This window comes from Reyranella sp. (assembly GCF_965227665.1).
Classification (GTDB): Bacteria; Pseudomonadota; Alphaproteobacteria; order Reyranellales; family Reyranellaceae; genus Reyranella.
In genome coordinates this window covers 3,854,760-3,878,721 of record NZ_OZ245767.1, presented here as the reverse complement: position 1 = coordinate 3,878,721, position 23,962 = coordinate 3,854,760, and the positions used below count along the sequence as shown (strand labels likewise).

The following is a 23,962-nucleotide window of genomic DNA, read 5'->3' as shown; positions in this document are numbered from 1 at the left end:
GACCCTATTCCTCGATCATCAGGTGCTTGCGGTGCACGGTCGTGAAGAGCGGGATCCTGCGCTGCACGGTGCGGTCCGGCGGTTCCTTCACCAGCCGGCCGATCTCGCCCAGGATCAGCCCGGTGATGGTCGGCAGCGGCAGCTCGCGCGCCTCGTCGAGGCGCACCCAGCGGATGTCGCCCATCTCGCTGGAATGGCGGATCTCGCCCGACGCATCCTCGGCCCGCGCCATGAAGAAGCGCGCATTGAAGCGGCGCGGCCGGCCGGGCGGCGTCACCGCGCGCGCGATCAGGTCGAGACAGTCGAGCGCCGGCGCCATGCCCTGATCGAGGAAGCCCTTCCAGTGCTCGCCATAGTCCTTCTTCGGCGCGCCACCCGGAAGCGGCTTGCCCAGCATCAGGCCGCTCTCCTCGAAGGTCTCGCGCACCGCGGCGACGGCCAGCGCCCGCGCCCGCTGCGCCGAGGCGGCGCGCATCAGGCGCTCGTTGACGAAGGGATCGAGCGAGGTCGCGACCGGAACGCGCGCATCGTCGGGATCGACCTTGCCGCCCGGGAACACGTAGCGGTTGGGCATGAAGGCATGGGCGGCGGCGCGGCAGCCCATCAGCACCTCCGGCGTGTCGCCCTTCATGCGCACCAGGATCAGCGTCGCGGCATCGCGCGGCCGCAGGTAGGGATAGACCTTGTCGATCTGCTCGACCGGCCGTTCGCTGCCGGGCGTCAGGGGAACTTTGGGGGGCTCGTCGTAGCCTTTGTCGGTGCCGCGGACGACGGCGCCGTCGGGAATGCCTCTTTTGCTCATGCCCGCAAAGTTAAAGGGTCGTTCAGCCCAACGCGAGCGGCATTTCCTGTTCTTCACCTCCCCCCGTATGACGGGGGAGGAAAGCTGATGATCAGAAGCTCCACTCGACCGGCGTGTCGGGGCGGAAGACGGTGATGTCTTTGCCGCCGCCCGGAACCGCCACGCGGTCGGGGATGTCGAGGGGCTTTGCGTGCAGGGTCACGGTCTCCTCGTTTGGCGCGAGGCCGTAGAAGCGCGGGCCGTTGAGAGACGCGAAGGCTTCGAGATGGGCGAGCGCACCCTCTTCCGCAAAGACCTGGGTGTAGACCTGCATCGCCACCGGCGCGTTGAACACGCCGGCGCAGCCGCAGGCGCATTCCTTGGTGTCGGTCGTGTGCGGTGCGGTATCGGTGCCGAGGAAGAACTGCGTGCCGCCCGACGTCGCCGCCCGTCGCAGGGCGAGACGATGCTCCTCGCGCTTGGCGATCGGCAGGCAATAGAAGTGCGGACGGATGCCGCCCTTGAAGATCGCATTGCGGTTGTAGCTGAGATGATGCGGCGTGATCGTGCCGCCCATCCGGCCCGGGTTGGCCTCGACGAAGGCCACGCCCTCGCGGGTCGTGATGTGCTCCAGCACGATCTTGAGGCCCTCGTGGCGCTTCAGCAGCGGCGCCAGCACCTTGTCGAGGAACACCGCCTCGCGGTCGAAGATGTCGACCTCGGGATCGGTCACCTCGCCATGGACCAGCAGCGGCATGCCGGCCTTCTCCATGGCCTCCAGCCCTTTCGCGACCTGGTCCATCGAAGTGACGCCGTGCGCCGAGTTGGTCGTGGCATGCGCCGGATAGAGCTTGGCCGCGACCCACACGCCCTCCGCCTTGCCGCGCGCCAGCTCGGCCGGGTCGGCGCCGTCGGTCAGGTAGCAGGTCATCAGCGGCTCGAAGTTCAGGTCCTTCGGCACCGCGGCGCGGATGCGGTCGCGATAGGCGCTGGCCTCGGCGACCTTCGTCACCGGCGGCACCAGGTTGGGCATGATGATGGCGCGGCCGAACTGGCGGGCGGTGTGCACGGCGCAGGCCGCCAGCATCGCGCCGTCGCGCAGGTGGACGTGCCAGTCGTCGGGACGGCGGATCGTGATGGAAGCGGGGTTCGCGGATGTGGGGGTCGGATGTGCAGAGGCCATGATGCGCTTTCTACGCTTGCTCCCGGGCGGGCTCCAATGTTGATTGCAGGCATGAACGACCTGAACGACGCTGTCGCCTTCGCCCTGGCCGCCCAGTCCAACTGGCCCGCCAGCATGTACATGCCCGACGGGCAGTTCGTGATGACCTACGATTCGGGCGAGAAGGAACCGGACAACGAGGTGCTGGGACCGGTGACGCCGCGCGGCGGGCCGGCGGGCCTCGTCTATCGCGGCGGCCAGAAGATCGCCGAATGGGGCGATGTCGACCGCGCCGACATGACCTTCAGCGTCGCCAAGAGCTATCTGGCCCTGCTCGCCGGCCTGGCGTTGGGCGACGGGCTGATCCGGAGCCTCGACGACAAGGTCGCCGACACGGCGCTCGACGACGGATTCACCAGCGAGCAGAACCGCGACATCACCTGGCGCCACCTGCTGACCCAGACCAGCGAATGGGAGGGCACCGTCTTCGGCAAGGAGGACCGCATCGACCACAACCGCGTGGTCGGCGTCGCCGTGGCCGATGCGCCCAAGGGCACGCGCCGCGCGATGAAGAAGCCGGGGACCTTCTACGAATACAACGACGTGCGCGTGAACCGCCTGTCGCGCTCGCTGCTCCAGGTGTTCCGCGAGCCGCTGCCGCAGGTGCTTAAGCGCCGCATCATGGATCCGATCGGCGGCTCGCAGGGCTGGCGGTGGGACGGCTATCGCAACTCGTTCGACACGATCGACGGCAAGCAGATGCTGTCGGTGCCCGGCGGCGGCCACTGGGGCGGCGGCATCGTCATCTCGGCGCGCGACCTCTCGCTGATGGGAAGGCTCGTCGCACAGGGCGGCGTCTGGGACGGCAAACGGATCCTGCCCGAGGGCTGGACAAGTGAGCTGGTGAAGCCCTGCCCGGTCGCGCCCTTCTACGGGCTGATGTGGTGGCTCAACACCGGCCGCCGGCAGTTCGCCGCCGCGTCCGAGAGCAGCTACTTCGCGCTGGGCTGGGGCAGCCACATCGTCTGGATCGATCCCGAGAACGACCTCGTCACCGTGCTGCGCTGGATCGACCGCAAGAAGGCGCCGGAATTCGTCGAGCGCCTGCTGGGGGCGATCAAGGCATGAGCCTGGATTTCTCCGCCGTCCCCCGCATGCCGGACGGGCGTACTGCCGCCGAACATATCGAAGAGGTCGCCGCCAAGTCCGAGATCGTGCGCGTGCCGATGGGCCCGCGCAGCGCTGGCGGCACCGGGAAGATGATGTGGCACGTGTTCGGCGCCGCAGCCCATAAGCCGATCCTGCTGCTGTTCCATGGCGGCTCGGGCTCGTGGATCCACTGGATCCGCAACGTCCTGCCGCTCTCGGCGCATTTCAGCGTCTACGCCGCCGACTTGCCGGGCCTCGGCGACAGCGACCCGCCCGACGACGTGAACGACATCTGGTCGGTGACGCATTGCGTCGAGGCCGCGATGAAGGAGCTGCTGCCGAAGGACAAGCAATTCGCCATCGCGGGCTTCTCGTTCGGCGGCATGGTCTCGGGCCATATCGCCACCCTGTTCGAGGACCGCATCGAGCGCATCGCGATGGTCGGCGCCGGCGGCCTGAAGGCCACGCGCAAGCCCGGCGCGAAGCTGCACAAGCTCTTGGCCGAGATGCCGCCCGAGACCCTGGCGGCCGAGGCGCGGCGCAATCTCGAGATCCTGATGCTGCACGACCCGAAGAACGTCGACGGCATCGCGATCCACATGCAGATCCTCAACACCACGCGGGCCAAGACCCGCAGCCGCATCATGGGCCAGGCCTTCAAGCTCAGCGAGGTGCTGCCGCGCGTGAAGACGCCGCTCACCGGCATCTGGGGCGAGTTCGATTCGACGACCTATCCGCACATCCAGGAACGCATCGATCTCTTCCGCGCCCTGCAGCCGGACTTCGAGATGAACGTCATTCCCGGCGCCGGCCATTGGGTGGCGTATGAGGCGGCCGAGGCATTCAACGAGGTACTGCTCCGCGTCCTTGCGAAGTGACGAACGCCCGATCGGCCGCCGCCGTCCTGCTGGCTCTTGCCGCGTCGCCGGCCGCGGCCCAGCAGAACGTCGCCAACAATCCGCTGACCGACATCCCCGCGATCCAGGTACAGAACTACCTGCAGCCGGTGATGAGCGGCCAGCCGGGCAGCGGTGCCGACCAGCCCTTCCTGCGCGGGATCCTGCCACACGACACGTTCGGCTGGCCGCAGCTCCTGCGCGCGTCGCTGGCCACCGGCACGACGGTCTGGGGACCGGCCAGCACCGAGAGCGGGCTGGGCGACCTCACGCTGTTCGACGTGCCGCTCTTTCAGCTCGCCAATGCCAAGCTGGGCATCGGGCCGCTCCTCATCCTGCCGACCGCCACCAGCCCGGCGCTGGGTGAGCGCAAGTGGCAGGCCGGCGCGCAGGCCGTCGTGAGCGCCCCCTACGCCTGGGGCCTCGTTGCCGCGCTGGTCGCCTACCAGCAGGCCTTCGACGGCAGCGCGCGGTCGCTCACCATCCAGCCCTTCCTGTTCTACAATCTCATCGACGGCTTCTACCTCCGTTCGAGCGGCATCACGGCGATCGACTTCGGCCGCCAGCGGGCGGTCGTGCCGGTCGGGCTCGGCCTCGGCCGCGTCAAGCGCCTGGACGATGGCAACGTGCTGAACCTGTATCTCGAGCCGCAATACTCGGTGGTGCAGAGCGGCCCCGGGCAGCCCAGCTTCCAGATCTTCGCCGGCTTCAACATCCAGTTCCCGCCGGGCCGCACGCCCTGAGCACCTACCTCATCCTTCGAGACGCGCCGCTTCGCGGCGCTCCTCAGGATGAGGTTAAGTGCTTGAATCGATTCCGTTCATTTCCCGTCAGCCCATCACCCAGCGCGGCAGGCCCAGCGCGATGTCGGGGAAGGCCATCAGCAGCAGGATCAGGGCCAGCATCGCGCCCACGAACGGCAGGGCGCCGCGGATCACGTCGGCGATGGCCCCCGCGGAACGCAGGCTCTGCACGACATAGAGGTTGAGGCCGACCGGTGGCGTCACCAGCGCCGCCTCGATCAGGATGGTGAGCACGATCCCCCACCAGATCGGATCCCAGCCCAGGCCGACCACGATCGGGAACACGAACGGGGTCGTGAGGATCATCATGGAGATGGTCTCCATGAAGCAGCCGAGGATCAGGTAGAACACGATCAGCAGCAGCATGGTGCCGACCTTGCCCAGCCCCAGCGCCTCGATCGCCTTGGCCACGCCGTCGGTCACGCCGATATTGGCCAGCACGAAGTTCAGGAATTGCGCGGCGATGATGATCAGCATGATCATCGCCGTGGTCCGCATCGTGCCCTCGAACACCGCCCTGATCATCGGCCAGGACAGCGCGCGCTCCCAGGCGGCCAGCACCAGCGCCGCGAAGACGCCCATGGAGGCGGCTTCCGTGGGCGTGGCCCAGCCGGCATAGATCGAGCCGACGACGACGCCGAAGATGAACAGCGGCGCCACCAGGTCCTTCAGGCTGCGCAACCGGTCGCGCCAGCTGGTCTCCACCGGCGTGCCGCCCTTGGACGGCCAGACCAGGCAGTAGACCAGGATGATCGCCATGAAGAGACCGGTGAGCAGCAGGCCGGGAATCATGCCCGCAAGGTAAAGCCGCGGCACCGAGGTCTGGGTCAGCAGCCCGTAGAGGATGAAGTTGATCGACGGCGGGATGAGGATGCCGAGCGTGCCGCCGGCCGCCAGCGTGCCGAGGAACAGCGGCTCGTCATAGCCGCGGATCTTGACCTGCGGCAGAGCGACGACGCCGACCGTGGCGGCGGTGGCGACGCTCGACCCCGAGGTCGCCGCGAACATCGCGCAGGTGCCGATATTGGCATGCATCAGGCCGCCCGGCAGCCACGAGAGCCAGGTCGCGATCGCGGCATAGACGCGATGGGCGATGCCCGAGCGCAGCAGGATCTCGCCCAGCATCACGAACATCGGGATGGCGATCAGGATGTATTCGGAGCTGGCGTTCCACACGATGTCGCCCATCGCGAGGTAGAGCGGGATCGACGAGAAGAACTGGTTGAGCGCGAGGCCCAGCACGCCCATCACGGCGGCGACCGGAACGCTGACCGCCAGCAGGGCGACGAGGAGAAGGAGCGCGGTGCCGAGCATGTCTACCTCTTGCCCGCCGTGTTCGAGGGGCCGATGCCCAGAGATCCCAGCTCGCCCTTCACTTCCTCGTCCTGCGACGGCACGCCGATGGTGGCCGCGACGGTGCCGACGTCGCCGCGCAGCAGCGCCAGCAGGCTGCGCAGGAAGGCGAGCACGGTGACGGCGAGGAACAGCACGAAGCCCGCGAACCACGGCGCCTGCGGCCAGGCCAGCGGAATGCGCAGCGGCGTGTTGGAGCGGTTTCCGCCGCTGAGATTGTCGAGGAAGATCTCGCCGGCGCGGTCGACGATGGCGAGGACGAGGATCGCGAGGCCGACGATCGCCACCAGGTCGAACAGCGCGCGGACCCGCGGCCCGAGCGCGCCGTAGAGCACGTCGATGCGGACATGGCCGCGCGTCACCAGCACATGCGCCAGCGACCACGAGGTGCCGACCGCGAACAGATAGGCCGCGATCTCGTCGGAGCCGGAGAAAGCGAAGGCCAGCAGCTTGCGGCTGATCACCTCGACCGTGACGACGACCGAAGCCAGCAGGATCATGGCGCCGCCGGCCCAGGCTCCCCAGAGGGCGGCGACCGACGCGCCGCGCCACAGACGTTCCATCTATCCGCTCCCCCGAAGGGCCGCCGCGCGGCGAAGCTCAGTTCGCCTTGGCGACGAGGCCGTAGCGCTTGCCGACCAGCTCGGTCCACTTGGCCGCGCACTCGGCGCCGCAGCGCTTGGCCCATTCGGGCAGCACGACGTCGTTCAGCGCCTTCTTGACCAGGGCGCGGTCGGCGTCCGTCGGCATCACCAGCTTCAGCTTGGCCGGCGGGCCGACCGAGCACGGGCCGTTGCCGGTGTCGCAGGCGATACCTTCCTTGGTGTCGGACTCGACGCTGGCCCAGGCCGCCTCCTCGAGCTTCTTGAACTGGCCCGTCATGAATTCCTGGGTCGGCTTCGAGAGCTTGTTCCAGCTGTTGAGGTTCACCGACACGAAGCCCGCGGTGTAGCCCAGCGACACGTCGACGACGGTCTTCACCACCTCCGGCCACTTCGCCTGATAGCCCGGCAGGGTGCCGGTGATGCCGCAGTCGACGACGCCCTTCTCCAGCGCCGGCACGACCTCGCCGAACGGGATGGTGACCGCCGAGCCGCCCAGCGCCTTCACGAGGTCGGACTGCGAGACGCCCTGCACCCGCACCTTCTTGCCCTTGATGTCGGCCAGGCTGGAGATCTCGTCGCGGCAGAAGAACACCTGCTGCGGGAAGGCGAAGGTCGACACGATCATCGAGCCGAACTTTTCGCGCATCACCTTCTGCATCTCGGGCATCCAGGCGTTCAGGATCTCGCGCTGTTGGGCGACGCTCTGCGCCACGCCCGAAATGTCCGAGCCTTCGAAGATCGCGGCGCCGTCGTCGACGTAGATCGGCAGCGCATGCGCCACGTCATAGACGCCGGTCTTCAGCAGGCGCAGCACTTCGGTGCCCTTGAGGTTGAGCTCGGTGATCGACTTGATGTTGCCGGTCAGCTTGCCGCCCGAGGCCGCGCCGAGCTGCTCGCTCCAGAACGGCGCCTCGACCTTCTTGTTGATGTTGAGGAAGTTCCACGTGCCGATCACGTTGAACTTCTTGGTATCGAGCTGCGCCGGCGCGGCTGTCTGCGCCGAGGCCATGCCAGTGCTGCCAACGGCCAACGCCGCCGCCATTCCGAGAAGTGCGGTGAATTTCATCTGTCGCTCCCTGTTCCACGCCTTTGACGCCGCGCGGTTGCCCGGCGACTCTCGTTCAATTCACCCGGTGAGGCAAGGGCACGGACGGCTTGCCTGCCGAGCCGCCGGGGCCTTCAATGGGACCTCAATCAAACGCGGCAGCCCCACAAAAGAGGGCGCCCGAACGGAGGAGACGAATGCCCAACCTGCTCTGCGTCGGCACCGCCGGCATGTCGGTGTGGTTCAGCCGCGACGACGGCGAGACCTGGATCCGGCCCTATATCGAATCCGGCCTCTATCTCGAGGCGAGGGTCTGGGCGCTGTCGGCGCATCCGCAGCGGCCGGGCGAGGTGCTGGCCGGCACCGACTCCGGCCTCTATCGCTGGAACGAGACCGACCAGAAATGGACGCACCTGCCCTCGGTACTGGACGGTTACGACATCTGGGCGATGGCGCAGGCGCCGGACGACCCCGACCTTATCGTGGTCGGCACCCAGCCCGCCGCCATCTTCGTCTCGACCGACGGCGGCAAGAGCTTCACCCCGGCCGAGGGCTCGTTCGCCGACGCCTGCATCTTCGTGGGCAAGCCGCGCGTCACGCAGATCATCTTCGATCCGGTCGACAAGGACACGCTGTGGGCCGGCGTCGAGATCGACGGCGTGCACCGCTCGACCGATCGCGGCCGCACCTGGAAGAAGGTGGGCCAGGGCATCAACTCCGAGGACATCCATGGCCTCGCCGTCATTCAAAACGGATCGAAGCTGGTCTACGCCACGACCAACCGCGGCCTGAACCTGAGCCGCGACAATGGTGAGACCTTCGCCTTCCAGGAACTCGACTCGCCCTGGCAGTACACCCGCACCATCGTGCCCCGCGCCGACGGCGACGCGACGGTGTTCCTGACCAACGGCAACGGCCCGCCGGGCTCGACCGGAAGGCTGCTGCGCAGCACCGACCATGGCGCGAACTGGCAGGACGCGAGGCTGCCCGGCGAGCTCAACTCGACGCCGTGGACGGTGGCGACGCATCCCTCGAACCCGAAGCTGATCTTCGTCTGCTCCAACCTGGGCCAGCTCTTCCGCTCGACCGACGGCGGCGAGACCTGGACCAAGCTTCCGCGCGAGTTCGGCGAGGTCCGCAGCACGATCTGGCAGCCGCTGCCGTAGAATCAGTCTCCTCCCCATTCAAATGGGGAGGTGGCGCGTCTTACGCGACGGAGGGGTCATTGGTGCTTTCCGCCCCTCGGCGCGCAACATTATTGCGCGAACGGTTATCAAGTAGGGATGCGACTCTCATTTCGACTGTTTCGTTTATTTCGGTTATTTCGTTTATTGGCCAGAACGTCGACGTTTCCAACCGCCCGCCACAGGAGCCCGCGATGAAAACCACCGTCGCCGAGATCGCCCCCAACATCTACCGGCTCTCGACCTTCGTGAACGCCGTCGGCCCGACCGGCTTCACCTTCAACCAGTTCCTGATAGACGCCGACGAGCCGCTGCTCTTCCACTACGGCCAGCGCAGCCTCTTCCCGCTGATCGTCGAGGCGGTGAAGACCGTAATCCCGCTCGACAAGCTCCGCTGGACGACCTGCTCCCATGTCGAGGGCGACGAAAGCGGCGCGCTCAACCAGTGGCTCGCCGCCGCGCCCAACGCCACGCCGGCGCACGGCCTGACCGGCTGCAACATCTGGCTCGCCGACATGGCCGACCGACCGCCGCGCGCGCTCAAGGACAACGAGGTCCTCGACCTCGGCGGCAAGCGCGTGCGCTGGCTCGACACGCCGCACGTGCCGCACAACTGGGACGCCGGCCTGATCTACGAGGAGACGACCGGCACGCTGTTCAGCAGCGACCTCTTCACCCAGACCGGCCCCGCCGATCCCACCACCGAAAGCGACATCGTCGCCCCCGCCATCGCGGTCGCCGAGCGCCTGCCGTTCATGCCGCCGACACCGATGGCCGCGCCGACGTTACGCCGGCTGGCCGCGCTGAAGCCGACGACGATCGCGCTGATGCACGGGCCGACGTTCAAGGGCAATGGGGCGGCGGCTTTGGAGGGGTTGGCGGAGCATTACGGGAAACCATCGACTAAATGACCAGCCTTTCAATTCTATGCGCCACCTTCTGTTGTTTCCCAGCTTGCGCGTCACTTGGGTCTAAGAGCTGAGAAACGTGCTCGAAATTCGGTTCGATCACGAGCGGCTATCGCAGCGACGGCCAGCTGCGTTTTCTTCGAGATTCTAGAAACAACTCGCATCTTCCCATTCTTATCTAAGATGAACATCATCACACGATGAGTAAATGCACCGGTGTCGCTTGAGGCGCGTTTGCTCTTATTAGGCACAAAGCGTCGGGCTTGCACGAAGCCAACGAGCACCTTTTGTTTTATTGCCAACAACGAACAGAGGAAAGTGGTACTGACCTTTATCCGCTCGCCACTCTCATTCCAGCGTCTATCTCCCTGCCCCCCTGTTGCCCCCCATGCGTCAGCAAGAAAAACCGTCCCGTCGACGGTATTCCACGAGCGCACAATTGAGTCTGCTTCCTTAATCGCCGCCTGCTCTAACAGCCAGTTTTCTGGCGACGGACGCGACATAGCAGTCGGCGCGCCATAAGGGTCATGTCGGTCAAGCATTCGGCTGCCATGATCATTCGGCTTAAGCCACGCAAGAACGCTGTGCCCGTTCTCACCGAACTGCCGCTCCACATCATCTTCATCATGTGGAAGCCAATGAGAGAATTTTCGATCCGTTAACGTCGCAAGAACTATTGCCCTTGCCTCAGCGCGGCTCGCTAACACCGACCGCACAGTGATGGTGACATCCTCTGGCAACGACCAATGACCAGACACAACCAGAGTATCCGTAGGCACTCTGCCGTCAACAATTCCCAGCAGTGGACTGAGAATTTTCTGGTCCTGCTGATTCATACCTTTAGTGTCGATGTCCGGCATCGGAAGCGACGTCACGAGATCAATAGGTGTGAGATCACTCGCGTCCGAAAGCCAAAGGCCGTCAGCCCGCGATAGAGTCACATATTGCAGAAACTCTGCCCACGGCTCATGATCCCAGCGAGGCTCGGCGATTGGACGATCCCGCAACATTTCGCCTGCCACAAGCATAAGTGCGTGCCACCCGAGATAGCCTCCATACCGATCCGCTTCTGGTAGAGAGGTAGATCGCCAAGTACCGATGTCATAGTTTCCTTTTCCAATTCGTGGACAATCATACATTCCTCTAATCGAGGTATCCCATCGCCTTACCCATTGCGTGATTCCATCTTGGATCTCCCAAGTGCCACAATCGAAAATGCGGCCGAGACTTGAAGCCGTATCCTTGTCAAAATCGTAGTCGAGATGGAATTGGTTTGCTGGCCCGGCAAGATGAGTTGGTCGCTCCGCGTAATGCCCGACCCGAGCACCCGTTCGAGGAGTTCGCGGTAGAGAAGATGCATTTACTGCTGCAAGCTTTGCTCTAAGCGTGGCCGCTTCGACAGCATCGAGTAATTTTAGCATCTCCCTTAGTCCGTCGACGGCAAAAGCACGCATTACAACATGGGGAAACTCTTCTCCGAATGCGATCCTTTCGAGGAGAGTTCTGTAACGTGCGATTTCCCTAGGATTGTCTTTGGCTATGCGGGCCAAGGCGATCAGCAACCAGAGGCGTGCGTGCAACACATAGAAGGGCAGTTTGGCGTCACAAAAGGGCGGCGTACTAATCTCGTCAAAACGCGCAACAAGCCGATCAACTACATCGAATCGACCAACAGAGACCAGCCTGCGCACTGCGTGCGCAGCTCGCCATCTTGAAGCAGCCTTGTAGTTACCCAAGCGCGACCAAATGAACCCTGCGACGACATCCGGGGGCTCTTTGCCAACAGCGTGGCGCTCATCCCATGGCCCATCACCGACTTCAGCCGGCAGAGTTGCACCGGTAAGCGTAATAAAGCGTTCGAGGCCACGCCGAAATGCACTATGCCCCACCACCGGGGCAAGTTTTGCTGCCAGCGCCAGCCACGAGTCTCCCTTCACCTCAGTTGCAATGGCTCTCAATGCCACGACGACCCGCGTCGTCAAGACTGAACGGTTGCCGTTGAATGAATTAATGAGATGCCGCCAACCAAAGTCGGCTTCCCACGAATGCCCAACCAGCTCCGGTGCATGCCTTTCAGCCAAGATCGATGCGATTTCTGGCAGCCTATCGCGAAGTGCAGGCGACAATCTCGCCCAATCGCGAATATGTGGTTCTAAGGCGAAGAGCTTTTCGGATAAATCGGCCGCACTCGCTTTTGCAACCGCCTCGACAAATGCAATGCGATCTTTCGGAGTTGACGCTAGAAGCGAGAGTCCTTGGAGCGTTCTCTGCGGTGATCGATGTCCTGGCCGCGCCTTCGACTCACTTTCAATTGCCCTATCGAGTGCATCCGGATCACCAAGCACGACGTTGGTGACACTAAGTACATAGTCGGTCGGTACGCGCGCATTTGAAGCATTTTCTGGTGGGCTACGCCTGGCCGCAATAGCCTCAATCCGACTAAGAGCGGGCGAATTCGGAGCAAGATGAGCCTGCGCCAGTAAATGCAATTCGTGGATCGTTTCACGTAAGGGCGCGAGTAAATACGCTCGGTCTATTTCAATGAGAATAAGTGAAAATAGCCATTCGCGTTGATTTGCCGCCAGTCCCTTTAGCGCAGCCTTCACGAACACGCTAAGCCGCCAGCTCCAGGTTTCGATCGGCTCGACCAAGCCGAACAAGCAGCTCGCCAAATCAGCGGAGATCTTATCGTCCGAAGTCAGTGCCGTAAGAAGCGGCGGCAGAGAAAGCCCCAGATCTGACTTTCCTCTGTCATCCAGCCGCCCAGCTATCGCGAGCGCCGCTAGCCCTCCAACTGATGACATCGCGTTGCCGTAATCAACCCATGGAAACTTCTCGTCCTCATGCTGATTAAGTTCAAATATTCGCGCGAGATCATGCACCACGACTGGCGGTAGTGGGGCGCCGCGATAGTTTCCGGTCAACTCGAGTAGGTGGCCAGTCCGGTCGAAGTCATCCGAACCGATCGCATCCGCCAAATCGAGTCCGCGACGGAAATATGCAGCGGCTTCATCCGATGATACACGCCACACCGCTCGAGCCAATTCACCGTACGCCGAGATGCGCGACGAGGTGTCGGTATCGGCGACGATCAATGTCTCTACATGAATGGCAAGTTCTAACGCAGCATTATGTAACTTTGGCACGCGCGAAAGGCGAGCTACGACTTGAGTAAGAAATGGTGCGAAAAATCCGGGCGCCGTCTTCAACCATGCGATCATCCGAGTCGCTGTTGGAAGATCGAGCCCGCCGATGGCATCTACCACCCGAAAAATTACAGAAAAGCCAGTCCGAGAAATATAGACCTTCCCGTCAGGATAGGGAAACGTCGACGTCGACGCAGCATCCGCCTCTAACTTATCGAGTGCCCGATTCATCACCAAGGGAACGGTCAACCCAGGCGGAAGTGAAACGAGCATTGACGCCAGTTTGGCGTAGGCGATCAAGGGGGATAGGCGGTGCTCAATTGCGCGCTTATAGTCATGACGATTCTCATGATTGAGTTTCGGTTTTCGTTGCTTGTGCTTCTTCCTCGGCTTTGAGACCGTGTCCGTAAGATATTCGTCGAGATAGTTTGCGAAGGCTCTGGGGCCCCGCGCGCGTACGCTAGGCGGCACTAAGGCCACTAGCTCTTGTGGCGCAATGTCGACCAGGGTTGGAGACGTGCCTCGCACCGCGGCCGTTAGAGCAGCTGCGGTCACCATATTCTCAGCATTACAATCGACGCGCCATTGACTGGTAAAGCTGTAAAGCTGTGGACGCACCGTCGAGGCCGCCTTGAGGATCGCACGGGCTTCCCAGCGCCTTCCCAGGCCAATTGCTCGCGCTACCGCCGCATGAAGCGCTGACGACGGGAAATCATCTTCAGCGTCAGATTCAAGTGCAGCAACAAGACGAGCGAGCAACTGGCCGTCACGATCTGCATGCCCTGTTGAGTAGCGCAATGCGGCAGCCCAGAAGGCGCTCGCCGGCACTCGACACCTGACGATCCGACTCAACAACTGGCGTGGCGCCTTAAAATCAGCGCCTGCAGTAGCGATATGCCGCTCTAGTAAGTCGAACAGATTATCAAACTTGGCAAATGCAGCACTGGCTGGTCGCCCAGATATCCAGCGAGCGATCCGCTTGTCGTCACCTAAGAGCATCTCGACGTAGGAGAATCCAGTATCGTCTCGGTCCGCGGGAATGCGTTGGTGACCGAAATCGTCTTGTGATTGCCGACGGATGGCCCAATTGTACCAATCGATTGAACGGCGTGCGTTACGCTGCGCCTCGTCAACTTCGCCCGCGAATACATTCGCTAACGCCAACGACGAATGCCGGCCTCCAGGCCAACCAATTTTGGTGGCTGATAGCCTCCGCATTGCCTCGCTATCACCAGCGATTCCCGTTAGATCGGGAAATTCGTAGAGGAATCTATCGGACCGTTGATGTCCGGCAGCAACGACAGCCGCCTCCATCAGAAGTCGCATCAGGTCGTCGTAACGGCCAGCGAGAGCGCAAATTTCCAACGCGGCGACGATGCGTGCAAGACGAATGTCACGCTGACCAACCTTACTTGTACTGGGCGGCACTCGCTGATCGAATGCTAATTCAATTAACATATCCGCGTAGTGAAGCGCTGTAAGAACTACAGGCAATGCCCTAGCGGCGTAGTCGGACTGAGACTGACGTTCAAGTAGGTTCTGAATTACTCGATCGCGACTGGAATGGTCGTGTTGAGCAAGGCGAAGAATCAACGTCTCGGTTGGCTCATCCCGAAACGTCAGACCATGAGGTGTGCGCTCCAGTAGCGGAGAAAGATCGGCGGCAAAGCTTTCAACTTCAGGAAGAGACAGACCGTGTACCGCTGCAAGCTCTGCAATCGGAACCGGCGGAGGCAAGATGGAGAGGCCAGAGAGTAGAGTATCGACGGATGCGTCAGTTGCGCCTTTTACGCGCGCGGCTTCTCTCGCATTCTCAATACGTTCGCGAAGCAAAGCATCTAGCACATCGGATGACGTGACAGCCTCGCCGCCCGGACGAGGGCCATCGTATGGCCGACCCGCGGCCAAGAAGGCATCAAGGCACCTTGGGTTGCGACCGGATCGGCCTTCAAGTGCCGCGATCTCAGATGATTGCGCGGTTGGATCCCTAGCTAGGATCAACGCTCGCGCTTCTTCGGTCGAAAATGGCGGAATGGCTTGAGCACGAATAGTAGCGCCACCAACAGAAGCCGCGAGCCGTTCTGTTCGGCAGGAGGCGACAACAAAGACGCCACCTATCGGGTTAACGGAGAGGCTTTTGAGAAGGAGATGCGCGAAAGATCGCGTGCCAGTCGCTTCGGCCTGGATCGCAGCATGATCGATCGCATCCAATATAAGAATAACGCCAGATTCGTCGAATGCTTGACGCCCACCAGAAACCGCCTGCACCAAGCGACGGCGAAAGGCGCGGATAAGATCCGTTTCATCCGAGATCGGCAGCAGAATATCGCACATGCCCTGGCCGGCCAGCAGGTTTGCGAGGTGAACCAAGGTCTTGTCTGGTCGATGACGTCCATCTGCAGGATCGCGCCACTGACCCGCGCCAAAGCCATCGAAAACGACCACATGATTGGTATCGCTTAGTCTTTTCGCGACGGATTGCATCAACACCGTCTTGCCCATGCCGCCCGCGGCATGAATAACCAGCGGCAATGGATCGACCTTGGTGGCTTCGAGAACTCTGTCGACAATAGCTCTCGAAACTACATGCCCTAAAGCTGGGAATGCATCGGGTGTCGGATAGAGTGTTCGTTCATCGTCGACGCCTAGCTCGGCTAGTACGGCGACCCGATCAATTAGATTGTTGCCTGCTCCCTCAATTCCAACTTTGCTGCGAACGAGATTGCGCAACTTGAGAAGTCGCGTCCGAGACCCTGAATCATCCGCCTCGCCCCACGTAGCGAGAATTTTCTGAATAGATCGGTCGACTTGCTTTAGGGACCCGCGACTGCCGGTCAACTCCAAGCGGCCGAGGAATGAGGCAATCTCAATGCCGGTCGCGTGTAAGGCCTCTCGGAGCTGTTCGACCTGCCTTGCAATATCGCCGTCTGCTTTCGCGCCACTTCGAAGAACCTTGATAGCTTCGTAAAGGTTCTCATGGACTGGCCGATTAGATGCAAAATCGTAACGTACGACGCGCTCAACTAGCGAGGCCCCATGTCTTACTCGGAAGTCGGCATCGGCAGCGGTGAATTTCTGCAGCGTCTTTACAAGGTCGGCAGCTCGAATTGGCGTATCTGCCCTTGAGATCGAGTACTTGAATTGAACGACCTCGACACGACTGGCGCGCGCCACGCCCGCAGCACCATGATACCGGACAAGGTCAGCGACCTCGACAGCTTCATCACCGAGATCGGGGTCGTCCTCAATAGAGAATCCCTCGAGTGCAATTGCATCAAGAGTTGTGCGAGGAGGCAAGAGTTCTAGAGCAGAACGAGCAGCCCAAGCTTCATGATAGGCATGCCCGTCACGCGATGCGCGAACCTTATCGGTTGTGCGCTTTTCTTCTAATTCTTCCAGTGCTTTCACCACGCAATCGTAAGATGAGAACAATATGGGATCGAGCCGTTTCCCCTCAATCCTACAAAGAAATCCACGGGAAACTGAGAATATCCTGCTCATCTTGCAAGGTTACGCCCCAGAAGTTCTTGGCTTGCCGTAGAGTCCGTCAGCCTCCCAAGGCCCCAGCAGGAGCACCCCATGCACTACCACCCCCTCGGAAACACCGGCCTCACCGTCTCCGTCGCCGGGCTCGGCTGCGGCGGCAACAGCCGGCTCGGGCTGGGGCGCGGGGCGAGTTTCGACGAGTGCGTGGGGGTCGCGCGGGCGGCGATCGATCTGGGGGTCAACTTCCTCGACACGGCCGAGGTCTACGGGACCGAGGAGATCGTGGGCGCGGCGGTGAAGGCCTATGATCGCGACAAGCTGGTGATCTCGACCAAGGCGCTGTTCAAGACCGAGGACACGGCGGAGACGGTGACGCGGAAGGTCGAGGCGTCGCTGAAGCGGCTCGGGCTCGACCATGTCGACATCTTCCATTTCCACGCGGTCGGTCCCGCCGCCTACGAGCATCATCGCGACGTGCTGGCGCCGGCGCTGCTGCGGCTCAAGGAGCAGGGCAAGGTGCGCCATGTCGGCCTCACCGAGACGGGGCCGCGCGATCCGGAGCAGGCGATGCTCGCGCGCGCCGTCGAGGAGGCGCCGTGGGAGGTCATCATGCTGGCCTACAGCCTGGTGAACCAGGGCGCGCGCACCAAGGTGTTCCCGGTGACCGTGCGGCGCGGCATCGGCACGCTGCTGATGTTCGTCGTGCGCAACATCTTCAGCAACGACGCCTACCGCCGCGCCGTGTTCGCCAGGCTGGTCGAGGACGGGCGGCTCGACGCTTCGGTGCTGTTCCAGGGGAGCGCGGACGGCGATCCGCTCGCCTTCCTCGTCGCCGAGGGCGGCGCGGCGAGCATCACCGATGCGGCCTATCGCTATGCGCGCCACGAGCAGGGCGCCGACGTCATCCTGTTCGGCACCGGCAACCGGGCGCATGTGAAGGCCAACATCGACTCGATCCTGCGGCCGCCTCTGCCCGCGCCGGTGGTCGAGCGGCTGCACCGGACGTTCGGGCATCTGAGCGGGGTGGGGCTCGATCTGCCGGGGCCGGTGACGGCCTGAAGGCGGACGCTCCAACAACGACCTCACCCTGAGAGCTTGTGAGTGTATTGGGCAAGCTCTCGGGGGTGTATTGGCGTGGGCTGCTACGCCGGGCGCCGTTGTTGTCTTGGGGTGCGTTGGTGGCCGTAGCCGTGCAGGCCCCGGAATGGCCTGGTCATGCCTTGGCTGTCTTGAGGCGATGCCCGGCGATGATGTTGTTGGCGAGGGCGAACCAGAGCAGGATGGTTTTGACCTTGTGAACGCCGCGCACGGTGAACTGGCGCAGGCCCCACTGCCGGAAGCGGGCGTTGATGCACTCGCCCATCGCCCGTCGTTTGTAGACGCTCTTGCCGTGCGGGCTTCGCATGCGCCGGCGCCAGGCGGCAACGCCGGGACCGTCCTTGGGCCGAGGCGCATAGGGATCGCTCTTGTGCTTGTTGCGGGTGGTCGGTCCGTAGATCAGCACACCCTGCTCGAACGCCTCTTCCGTATCCTCGTTCTTGTGGAAGCCCCCATCGACCAGATGGCGCCGGGGCTGCCGTTGATAGCGTTCTTTCAGCCGCTCCAGCATGGGCCGCAGCAGGCCGCGGTCCGAACCCGTGGTGTCGATGGCGACGTCGACCACGATCTGGCCTTTGGCCACCGTGCCGATCTGGCAGTTGTAGGCCGGCCGGAAGCCGCCATCGGCCATCTTCATGACGCGCGCCTGGGGATCGGTGGTCGAGGTGCGAGGCTCCTTCTGCTTGGCCACCTGCTTCTTGTTGGTCTTGCCGCGTCGCTCCCGCTCGGCCTCGATCTCGGCCAGCTTGTCGAGCGCCGTCGCCACGCGCTGCTCGCGCTCGCGCGCAGCCCGCTCCTGGGCCGCCTTGATGCGCCGGTTGCTGGCGTCGGGGTCCTCGTCGAGTTCCCGCTTCAGATACTCGACCAGCCGGCGTGCCTTCTTCAGGTGCTTGTGCAGGCTCTGCCGGCGCCGGAACGAAGAGCCTCCCGCGCCCGCCCGCACCCGAACCCCGTCCTGCACCACCTCGGCAAGCTCGATCACATCCTCCGCCATGAGTGCCGCGATGTTGTGCGTCAGAAGCCGATCCAGCAGTTCGCCATGACCGCTGCGGAAGTCGGCCAGACCGTGATAGTTCACGCTCACCCCCCCGCACAGCCACCGATAGGCATCGTGGCTCGCGCACAGCCGCTCCAGCGCCCGCGCGCTGCCCACGCCCTGGCTCGTCGCATAGAGCCACAGCGCCAGCAGAAGACGAGGGCTCGCCGGAGCCTGGCCCGGCGTGTGCTCGCGAGCCCCGATCGCGTCCTCCAGCACCTTCAGGTCCAATCGCTCGACATAGCGCCAGATCACCCGCGCCGGATGATCCGCCGCCAAAAGGCTGTCGAGATCTACCGACCGAAGTTCCACCTGCCGCCGCTCCGGCTCGCGCATCCGCGGCTTGCCCGACCCGGGCTCGGCCTTCGCCACCAACTGCTCCGGAAGGCCCCCGAACAGATCCTTCTCCGGCATCAACTCCTCCACCAAATTCGCTTCGATGGAATCATCCCGGGCGGGCATCCGAAAGACAAAGATTCACAAATTCTGAGGAGCGGTCCGACGGACCGCGTCTCGAAGGGTCGGCACGCGCACCGCGCCTGTTGCCCATCCTTCGAGACGCCCGCCGGAGGCGGGCTCCTCAGGATGAGGTGGGGGGTGTGGATGCGCAAGGGATCGCGCAGGCGCCCCCTCACCCCGGGAAGTACACGACCTCGAGCTTGAGGCCGTCGGGATCGGCCAGGAACACGGCGTGGTAGCCGGCGCCGTATTGCGGATAGTCGGCCGGCGGATCGAGGATGGTGGCGCCCTGCTGCTTCATCAGCGCATGCGCGGCGGCGACGTCGGCGCGGTCGGCGGCGCGGAAGGCCAAGTGATGCAGGCCGGCGCTGGTGCGGTCGTGCGGGCGGTCCGTGCGGGCGGCGCGCAGGGCGACGCCGGCCAGCAGCCTTCCGTCCGGCGCCAGGTCCCAGACATGCAGCGCGGCCTCCTGCTTCACGCGGTGGTAGCCCAGGAAGGAGAGCAGCGCGTCGTAGAACGGCGCCGACACCGCGAGGTCGCGCACGGTGAGGTCGATGTGATGCACGATGCCGCGTATGGGGCCATGTGTGGGGCCGGGCATGGACTCCTCCTTTCCGGGGAGCCCACTCAAAGGCCCATCGGCCGCGAAGTTCCTCAGTCCGCGTCGCGAATGACGAAGCGGGCCTGCCGCACTTCCTCGGCAGACCAGCCGTCGGCCTGCATGCGGGCGCGGGCGCGGTCGACGTAATCCTGGTCGAAGATGGGGGCGTGCACGAAGCCCAGCGCGATCGAATAGGAGCGGAGATATTCGTCGCGCAGGAAGACGTCGATGAGCTTGGTCGGCACGACGGAACTAATGCCAGCCAATAGTGAACCTATTTTGAAGGTGGGCGCCGCGCGGGGGAGACTGCGCGCCCAAGGAGGAGCAGACCCCATGTCGACCGAGTCCACGACCGAGACCGGAACCGTCCGCCTGCACCGCGTGCTGACCGCCCCGCCCGAGCGCATCTACCGCGCCTTCCTCGACGCCCACGCCCTGGCCAAGTGGCTGCCGCCGCACGGCTTCACCGGCCACGTGCACGAAATGGACGCGCGCGAGGGCGGCGGCTATCGGATGACCTTCACCAACTTCTCGTCGGGCAACAGCCATTCCTTCGGCGGCACCTTCGTCGAGCTGGTGCCCAACGAGCGCATCCGCCACACGGATAAATTCGACGATCCCAACCTGCCCGGCGAGATGCAGACCACGATCACCCTGCGCAAGGTGATGGTCGGCACCGAGATCGAGATCGTGCAGGAGGGCATCCCCGCCGTGATCCCGACCGAGGCCTGTTATCTCGGCTGGCAGGAATCGCTGACCCTGCTGGCGCAGCTGGTGCAGCCGGAAATTCCGGGGTGAGCCTGAGCCGGTAGCTCTTTGGAGCGCGCCACTCCAGTGGCGCTCATGCCTTGCTCGAGCGCCACTGGAGTGGCGCGCTCCATTGAAAGGCTTCGCGCTAAACGCCGCGCTCGTTGCCCCAGGCCAGCACATGCAGTTGCGGCAGCACGGTCGCATCGAACCAGCGATCCTGGCCGACGCGATCCACCAGCCAGCGGAAGCGGGCCATGAGGCCCTTCTGGTCGACGCCGTCGCGGCCGGCCGCGTTGGGTTCGCCGGGCGTGTGGTTGCCGATCGAGAGATACACCGGCAGCGACGGATGGCGCGCGGCGGCGGTGCGGGCGAAGGCGTAGTCGGCTTCGTCGAACACGGCGACCTTGAGCACGATCTCCGGCCCGCCGTTGGCAGCGGCGAGGCAGGCGTCGAAGGCGCTCCAGTCGGTCGCCATGCCGGACGAGGGCGGCTTGGGCGAGAGGACGAGATGGTCGAGCGTCGCGAACCAGGCGGCGGCGACGCTGCCCTGGGTCTCCATCGCGAAGCGATGGCCGCGCGCGTGGCCCTGCTCGATCAGCGGGCACATCGGCTGGATCGCGGGATTGCCGCCCGAGATCGTCACCAGCACCGGCACGGCCCCGGTCAGCGCGTCGACCTGCGCGAGGATCGCGTCCGGCGCCATCGGCCGCCAGTCGTGGCGGTATTCCGGCAGCACGGCATAGAGCGTGTCGCACCAGGAACAGCGATAGTCGCAGCCGCCGGTGCGCACGAAGACGGTGGGCCTGCCGATCAGCGCGCCCTCGCCCTGCACCGTGGGCCCGAAGATCTCGGAGATGCGGATGGTGCTCATGGGGCGAGATCGTTGATGCTGTCGTCCGCACGCTGCCACCAGCCGGCGCCGGCGCCTTCGGGCAGCACCTCGGCCGGATCGCCGGTGAGCGTCACCGCATTGGTCGGTGTCTCCTCGACCGTGAGTTCGACGCAGCGCAGCCCGTTGCCGTCGGCGGTGAGGAAGGCGTTGAGCTTGGCCATCAGGCAGGCCGCCAGCATCTCGGTCGTCGGATCGCCGGGCGTCACCAGCAGGCGGCCGAGCCGCTGCGGCTCGTGCGCGCGGAACCAGTCGATCATCGGATCGCGCGCGCCGAGCTGGAAGGCGTGGTCGACCTGGTCGTCGACGAAGCGGTGCCAGCGCGCCTTGGCGCGGTCGAACGGCACGACCATGTTGGCAGCGCCGTCGAGGCGCTGCGGCGCGGCCGACTGGAGTCGGGCGATCACCTGTTCGTTGTGACCGTGGGGAATGGCGCATTTGCCGGCGGAATCGGCGATCAGCCGGTGCGCCATGCTATACCGCCGGGTGAAGACGAGGCTGAACATCAGCCGCGTGCGCCCGGCACTGGGACGATCATCTAAAACTCCTGTTTTGACCGGGTGGGTCTGCGACCGGGACGGCGCGGGGCGCCGACGGGTGGGTTTTAGCCCATCCGGCCGCCGGGGGAAGCCGGATCGGACGCGGCATGGTGGCCCCCCAGCAAGGGTCCGTGTGGTGTCGGACAGGTCCCTCGCCTATTCTCCGCCCGATTTCAGAATCCCAGAGAAACGGAGACACCGTGCAGACGACGCCGCTTTCGAAAGAGCTCCACGACACCCTGTCGAAGATCACCACGGCCAGCATCACGACGATCCTGCTGAAGAAGGGGCTGCGCAACGTCTGGATGCGCGGCACGCGGCCGATCAAGCCGGGCCAGGGCCGTCTCGTGGGCCGCGTCTTCACCCTGCGCTTCGTGCCGGCGCGCGAGGATCTCGCCACGCCGGAGAGCTGGTCGTCGCCGATCTCGACCCGCGCCGCCATCGAGGCGATGCCCGAGGGCGCTCTCGTCGTGGCCGACGCGATGGGCGTCACCGACGCCGGCATCTTCGGCGACATCCTGTGCGCGCGCATGGTGAAGAAGAACATCGCCGGCCTGATCACCGACGGCGTGGTGCGCGACATCGCCGGCGTGCTGGGCACCGGCCTGCCGGTCTGGTGCCAGGGCGCCGCGGCCCCGCCTTCGGTCGCCGGCCTCACCTTCGTGAGCTGGCAGGAGCCGATCGGCTGCGGCGGCGTGGCGGTGTTCCCCAACGACGTGGTCGTGGTCGACGATGATGGCGCGGTGCTGATCCCCCAGGCGCTGGTCGAGACGGTCGCCCAGGAAGGCACCGAGCAGGAGCGGCTCGAAGGCTGGATCATGTCGGAAGTCGAACGCGGCGTGGCCCTGCCCGGCCTCTATCCGCCCAACGACGAAGCCAAGGCGCGCTACGCCGCGACCAAGAAGTAAGCGCGGGCGACGGAGGCCAGCCTCATGAAGGTGCTGCGCATGCTGGCCTTCGCCGTCGCGGGCGCGCTGCTGTCGGCCGCGGCCTGGTCGCAGGCCGGCCGCCAGCCGGTCGACTGGCCCACCGTGTCGCTCGACTCGATCGGCGGCGGGCCGCTGCCCACGCCGGCCTATGCCGGCAAGGTCGTGCTGCTGGTCAACACGGCCTCCCTGTGCGGCTTCACCGGCCAGTACAAGGGGCTGGAGGCGCTGTGGCGGCGCTACAAGGATCGCGGTCTTGTTGTGTTGGGCGTGCCGTCGAACGATTTCGGCGGCCAGGAGCCCGGCAGCAACGACGAGATCAAGCGCTTCTGCGAGGCGAGCTTCGACGTCACCTTTCCGCTCGCCGACAAGCAGATCGTGACCGGCGCCAACGCCCATCCGCTCTATCGCTGGGCCGCGGCGCAGACCGGCACGCTCGGCACGCCGAGCTGGAACTTCCACAAGATCCTGATCGGCCGCGACGGACGGGTGATCGACTGGTTCACCGCCGTGAGCGGCACCGGCCCGAAGCTCGAACGCGCGATCGAGGCGGCGCTGGCTCGCCCCACCTCATCCTGAGAGGTTGACCGAAAATCAGCGGAATTGGTTCAAACACTTACCTCATCCTGAGGAGCGGCCCCCTCGAGTACCTCGGGGTAAACTCCGGACCGCGTCTCGAAGGATGGGCAAAGATCGAGCTCGCTGGAACCATGGACAATGAAGACGGAGCGCACGTCTACATGCTTCGCTGTTCAGACGGCAGCTACTATGTCGACTCGGCGCGTCGTGGCCTGGAGCGGCGTCTTTCCGGGCACAATAAAGGTACTTACGGCGGCTATACCGCCAAACGTCTGCCGGTGGTTATCGTTTGGTCGGAGCATTTTCCAAACATCACCGATGCGATCGCGGTCGAAAGGCAAGTCAAAGGCTGGTCGCGAGCGAAGAAGGAGGCCCTGATCAGGGGCGATTTCGGGGCGCTTCGGGTGCTCGCGAAAAGAGGTGGCGAATGACTTGGCCCGTTGCCCATCCTTCGAGACGCGCCGCTTCGCGGCGCTCCTCAGGATGAGGTAAGTGTTTGAATCGCTTCAATTCATATCCGCTCAGCATGAGGTTGGAGTTTGAGCCGCAGAGCGGGCCGGTTGCGCG

At 64.2% G+C, this 23,962-nt stretch carries 21 protein-coding genes; 10 read left to right on the top strand and 11 right to left on the bottom strand.

All coding sequences use genetic code 11. From position 1 onward, the window contains the following. Window positions 1–4: 4 nt before the first annotated feature. Both ACO07I_RS18690 and pyrC read right to left on the bottom strand, forming a co-directional pair. Complete coding sequence (locus ACO07I_RS18690; RefSeq protein ID WP_422009916.1) at window positions 5–802, bottom strand: NUDIX hydrolase; 798 nt, start codon at window positions 800–802, stop codon at window positions 5–7. A gap of 91 nt (window positions 803–893) precedes the next feature. After that, window positions 894–1,964, bottom strand: a complete 1,071-nt coding sequence (pyrC, locus tag ACO07I_RS18685) for a dihydroorotase (RefSeq protein WP_422009915.1) — start codon at window positions 1,962–1,964, stop codon at window positions 894–896. A gap of 51 nt (window positions 1,965–2,015) precedes the next feature. On the opposite strand from pyrC, the gene ACO07I_RS18680 reads away from it, so the two are divergent. Genes ACO07I_RS18680 through ACO07I_RS18670 form a run of 3 tightly spaced genes read left to right on the top strand, consistent with a single transcriptional unit; the run spans window position 2,016 to window position 4,731 of the window. Next, window positions 2,016–3,071 carry a serine hydrolase domain-containing protein gene (locus tag ACO07I_RS18680; protein WP_422009913.1) on the top strand — a complete coding sequence of 352 codons (1,056 nt, stop codon included), beginning with the start codon at window positions 2,016–2,018 and terminating at the stop codon, window positions 3,069–3,071. After that, complete coding sequence (locus tag ACO07I_RS18675; RefSeq protein WP_422009911.1) at window positions 3,068–3,970, top strand: alpha/beta fold hydrolase; 903 nt, start codon at window positions 3,068–3,070, stop codon at window positions 3,968–3,970. The genes ACO07I_RS18680 and ACO07I_RS18675 overlap by 4 nt, the downstream gene beginning before the upstream one ends. Beyond that, complete coding sequence (locus tag ACO07I_RS18670; protein WP_422009909.1) at window positions 3,967–4,731, top strand: hypothetical protein; 765 nt, start codon at window positions 3,967–3,969, stop codon at window positions 4,729–4,731. The genes ACO07I_RS18675 and ACO07I_RS18670 overlap by 4 nt, the downstream gene beginning before the upstream one ends. Window positions 4,732–4,818: 87 nt before the next feature. Here the strand turns inward: ACO07I_RS18670 and ACO07I_RS18665 are convergent, their stop codons facing one another. Genes ACO07I_RS18665 through ACO07I_RS18655 form a run of 3 tightly spaced genes read right to left on the bottom strand, consistent with a single transcriptional unit; the run spans window position 4,819 to window position 7,815 of the window. Beyond that, complete coding sequence (locus tag ACO07I_RS18665; RefSeq protein WP_422009907.1) at window positions 4,819–6,105, bottom strand: TRAP transporter large permease; 1,287 nt, start codon at window positions 6,103–6,105, stop codon at window positions 4,819–4,821. A gap of 2 nt (window positions 6,106–6,107) precedes the next feature. Continuing rightward, a complete protein-coding gene (locus ACO07I_RS18660; RefSeq protein ID WP_422009905.1) occupies window positions 6,108–6,707 on the bottom strand; it encodes a TRAP transporter small permease subunit in 600 nt (199 codons plus the stop codon). Between the two features lie 37 nt (window positions 6,708–6,744). After that, window positions 6,745–7,815, bottom strand: coding sequence for a TRAP transporter substrate-binding protein (locus ACO07I_RS18655; protein ID WP_422009904.1), 1,071 nt, complete (start codon window positions 7,813–7,815; stop codon window positions 6,745–6,747). 176 nt (window positions 7,816–7,991) lie between these two features. Here ACO07I_RS18655 and ACO07I_RS18650 point away from each other — a divergent pair, with 176 nt between their 5' ends. Both ACO07I_RS18650 and ACO07I_RS18645 read left to right on the top strand, forming a co-directional pair. Next, window positions 7,992–8,960, top strand: a complete 969-nt coding sequence (locus ACO07I_RS18650; RefSeq protein ID WP_422009902.1) for a hypothetical protein — start codon at window positions 7,992–7,994, stop codon at window positions 8,958–8,960. A 212-nt stretch (window positions 8,961–9,172) separates the two neighbouring features. After that, window positions 9,173–9,889 carry an MBL fold metallo-hydrolase gene (locus ACO07I_RS18645; protein ID WP_422009900.1) on the top strand — a complete coding sequence of 239 codons (717 nt, stop codon included), beginning with the start codon at window positions 9,173–9,175 and terminating at the stop codon, window positions 9,887–9,889. Window positions 9,890–9,939: 50 nt separating this feature from the next. On the opposite strand, the gene ACO07I_RS18640 is transcribed toward ACO07I_RS18645, so the two are convergent. After that, a complete protein-coding gene (locus ACO07I_RS18640; protein WP_422009898.1) occupies window positions 9,940–16,440 on the bottom strand; it encodes an NACHT domain-containing protein in 6,501 nt (2,166 codons plus the stop codon). Window positions 16,441–16,611: 171 nt separating this feature from the next. Here ACO07I_RS18640 and ACO07I_RS18635 point away from each other — a divergent pair, with 171 nt between their 5' ends. After that, window positions 16,612–17,577, top strand: coding sequence for an aldo/keto reductase (locus ACO07I_RS18635; protein ID WP_422009896.1), 966 nt, complete (start codon window positions 16,612–16,614; stop codon window positions 17,575–17,577). A gap of 154 nt (window positions 17,578–17,731) precedes the next feature. Here the strand turns inward: ACO07I_RS18635 and ACO07I_RS18630 are convergent, their stop codons facing one another. The 3 genes from ACO07I_RS18630 to ACO07I_RS18620 all read right to left on the bottom strand — a co-directional run bounded on the left by ACO07I_RS18630 (window position 17,732) and on the right by ACO07I_RS18620 (window position 19,957). After that, on the bottom strand, window positions 17,732–19,066 hold the full coding sequence (locus tag ACO07I_RS18630) for an IS1182 family transposase (RefSeq protein ID WP_422009756.1): 1,335 nt from the start codon (window positions 19,064–19,066) through the stop codon (window positions 17,732–17,734). 217 nt (window positions 19,067–19,283) lie between these two features. After that, entirely contained in the window at window positions 19,284–19,712 is a 429-nt protein-coding gene (locus ACO07I_RS18625; RefSeq protein ID WP_422009894.1) for a VOC family protein, read from the bottom strand. Between the two features lie 53 nt (window positions 19,713–19,765). Continuing rightward, window positions 19,766–19,957: a hypothetical protein gene (locus ACO07I_RS18620; RefSeq protein WP_422009892.1), complete on the bottom strand. Its 192-nt coding sequence runs from the start codon at window positions 19,955–19,957 to the stop codon at window positions 19,766–19,768. Window positions 19,958–20,045: 88 nt separating this feature from the next. On the opposite strand from ACO07I_RS18620, the gene ACO07I_RS18615 reads away from it, so the two are divergent. Continuing rightward, complete coding sequence (locus ACO07I_RS18615) at window positions 20,046–20,510, top strand: SRPBCC family protein (RefSeq protein ID WP_422009890.1); 465 nt, start codon at window positions 20,046–20,048, stop codon at window positions 20,508–20,510. Window positions 20,511–20,607: 97 nt separating this feature from the next. On the opposite strand, the gene queE is transcribed toward ACO07I_RS18615, so the two are convergent. Both queE and ACO07I_RS18605 read right to left on the bottom strand, forming a co-directional pair. Continuing rightward, on the bottom strand, window positions 20,608–21,333 hold the full coding sequence (gene queE, locus ACO07I_RS18610) for a 7-carboxy-7-deazaguanine synthase QueE (RefSeq protein WP_422009888.1): 726 nt from the start codon (window positions 21,331–21,333) through the stop codon (window positions 20,608–20,610). Continuing rightward, window positions 21,330–21,857: a 6-pyruvoyl trahydropterin synthase family protein gene (locus ACO07I_RS18605; RefSeq protein ID WP_422009887.1), complete on the bottom strand. Its 528-nt coding sequence runs from the start codon at window positions 21,855–21,857 to the stop codon at window positions 21,330–21,332. Before ACO07I_RS18605 ends, queE begins: the two co-directional genes overlap by 4 nt. A gap of 233 nt (window positions 21,858–22,090) precedes the next feature. On the opposite strand from ACO07I_RS18605, the gene ACO07I_RS18600 reads away from it, so the two are divergent. The 3 genes from ACO07I_RS18600 to ACO07I_RS18590 all read left to right on the top strand — a co-directional run bounded on the left by ACO07I_RS18600 (window position 22,091) and on the right by ACO07I_RS18590 (window position 23,826). Then, a complete protein-coding gene (locus ACO07I_RS18600) occupies window positions 22,091–22,798 on the top strand; it encodes a ribonuclease activity regulator RraA (RefSeq protein ID WP_422009886.1) in 708 nt (235 codons plus the stop codon). A 24-nt stretch (window positions 22,799–22,822) separates the two neighbouring features. Beyond that, the gene (locus ACO07I_RS18595) at window positions 22,823–23,395 is read left to right on the top strand and encodes a glutathione peroxidase (protein ID WP_422009885.1); all 573 of its coding nucleotides are present in this window, start codon (window positions 22,823–22,825) and stop codon (window positions 23,393–23,395) included. Window positions 23,396–23,526: 131 nt separating this feature from the next. Continuing rightward, the gene (locus ACO07I_RS18590) at window positions 23,527–23,826 is read left to right on the top strand and encodes a GIY-YIG nuclease family protein (protein ID WP_422009883.1); all 300 of its coding nucleotides are present in this window, start codon (window positions 23,527–23,529) and stop codon (window positions 23,824–23,826) included. Window positions 23,827–23,962 lie beyond the last annotated feature (136 nt).